The sequence below is a fragment of the Streptomyces sp. NPDC101152 genome (genome assembly GCF_044768275.1).
Classification (GTDB): domain Bacteria; phylum Actinomycetota; class Actinomycetes; order Streptomycetales; family Streptomycetaceae; genus Streptomyces.
This window is the reverse complement of record NZ_JBIWPO010000144.1, coordinates 1-1,443: the sequence shown is the minus strand read 5'-3', so window position 1 is coordinate 1,443 and position 1,443 is coordinate 1. Positions and strand designations below refer to the sequence as shown.

The 1,443-nt window shown below is 70.2% G+C and carries 1 protein-coding gene; it reads right to left on the bottom strand.

Going from position 1 to position 1,443, the window contains the following annotated elements; genetic code table 11:
* Positions 1 to 22: 22 nt before the first annotated feature.
* The gene (locus ACIRVK_RS45530) at positions 23 to 1,222 is read right to left on the bottom strand and encodes an IS110 family transposase (RefSeq protein ID WP_404258061.1); all 1,200 of its coding nucleotides are present in this window, start codon (positions 1,220 to 1,222) and stop codon (positions 23 to 25) included.
* Positions 1,223 to 1,443 lie beyond the last annotated feature (221 nt).

Sequence of the window (1,443 nt, the reverse complement as noted above, 5' to 3'; positions counted from 1 at the left end):
GGGTGGCTGCCTAATGCTGTTGTCAAGCCACGAGATGCAGGGGCGGCCGGGCCTGGTAGGGCTGGCGGTCGCGGAGGATGGCGTAGAGGACGTTGACGCGTCGTCGGGCCAGGGCGATCAGGGCCTGGTGGTGCCGTTTGCCTTCGGTGCGCTTGCGGTCGTAGTAGGCCCGCGAGGCGGGATCGTTCTTGATCGCGCAGAAAGCGGACTGGTAGAAGACCCGTTTGAGGGCCTTGTCGCCGCCGCTCGCGCCACGGGAGTAGCGGATCTTGCCGGACTGCGACAGGACCGGGGCCAGTCCGCAGGCGGCGGCGAGGGAATCGCCGCCGGTGAAACGGCGGATGCTGCCGACGGCCGCGAGGAACTCCGCGGTGAGGGCGACCCCCATCCCCGGCAGGCTGAGGATGAGGGCCCCGTCAGGGTGGGCGGCCACCAGCTGCTCGATCTCTCCCTCCAGGGCTTTCAACTTGGTCCGCAGCACGAGAAGTTCGTCGGCGAACTCGCGGATCATCCGGGCGGTGCGGCGTTCGCCGGCCACGGCGGTGTGCTGGGAGCGGGCCGAGGCGACGGCCGCTTCGGCCAGGGCCTGGGCGGTGGGCTGTGTGACGCCGCGCCGGGTGAGGTAGCCGGTGATGCGGGCTATGCCGGCCTGGCGGATCTCGGCCGGGGTGACGTAGCGGGACAGCAGCAGCACGCTGGCCTTGGTCCTGGGCTGCACCACTCGGTCCAGGCCGGGGTGGATGGCGGTGAGCAGGTCGCGCAGCCGGTTGATGAGCGCGGTGATGTCCCTGACCAGGTGGGTGCGGTGGCCGACCAGCAGCCGCAGTTCCACCGCGGCTTCGTCGGGCAGCTCGATGCGGCGCAGGTCGTCGCGGAGCAGGACCTGTTCGGCGATGACTTTGGCGTCGCGGGGGTCGGACTTGTTCTCGCCGCCGCGGGTGCCCCGGCGGGCGCGGTTGACGGCCAGACCGGGCACGTGGACGCAGGTGAAGTCCCCGGCCAGCAGCATCGCGGTCAGGAGGCCGGAGATCCCGCCGACCACGTCCAGCCCGATGCTGAGCGGGCCGTGTTCGCTTTCGACGGCGTGCAGTTCGGCCACCGCCTGAGCGATGGCCGCGGAGTCGTTGTCGACCCGGTGGCTCAGCAGCAGCCGGGCGCGGTCGTCGACGACGGCCAGCCAGTGGAACTCCTTGGCGATGTCGAATCCTGCGGTGGCACTCATGACGCTCCCCTCGCCGTGCGACCTGCGGCGCGACTCCTTCCGCCCGTCCTCGCCCTACCAAGCGATGGTCCGCAGAGCCTAATCAGCAGTCCGGAAGAAGTGGCGGGGCAGGGGGATCAGCCACCGAAGCCATGGAGGGCAGCCAGCATGAAAACCATCCCTGCCCCACCCGCGCAGTCCCAGAGTCGCGAACTCACGGGACGCACTCAAGAAGGTAGGGC